The following is a 290-nucleotide window of genomic DNA, read 5'->3' as shown; positions in this document are numbered from 1 at the left end:
AGGCGTGATAGCGAGCGGTTAAGGTGTCCGTCAAACCGTGATGACAGGTATAAAGTGGAGGCAAGCCGTGGAGATGTTGTCTGGAGCCGAGATGGTCGTCCGATCGCTTATCGATCAAGGCGTAAAGCAGGTGTTCGGCTATCCTGGAGGCGCAGTGCTTGATATTTATGATGCGCTACATACCGTTGGAGGGATCGATCATGTGCTGGTGCGTCATGAGCAGGCCGCGGTGCATATGGCGGATGGCCTGGCGCGAGCCACTGGCGACGTTGGCGTGGTGCTGGTGACTT

At 56.9% G+C, this 290-nt stretch carries 1 protein-coding gene; it reads left to right on the top strand.

Annotated elements, in window-relative coordinates; genetic code table 11:
• Positions 1-73: 73 nt before the first annotated feature.
• Positions 74-290, top strand: a 217-nt coding sequence (locus J4G32_RS20950) for a thiamine pyrophosphate-binding protein (protein ID WP_246505445.1), incomplete at its 3' end; no start/stop codon positions are given.

This window comes from Microvirga antarctica, assembly GCF_017921815.1.
Classification (GTDB): domain Bacteria; phylum Pseudomonadota; class Alphaproteobacteria; order Rhizobiales; family Beijerinckiaceae; genus Microvirga; species Microvirga antarctica.
The sequence above is the reverse complement of the archived record's forward strand: the minus strand, read 5'-3'. Positions and strand labels throughout refer to the sequence as shown.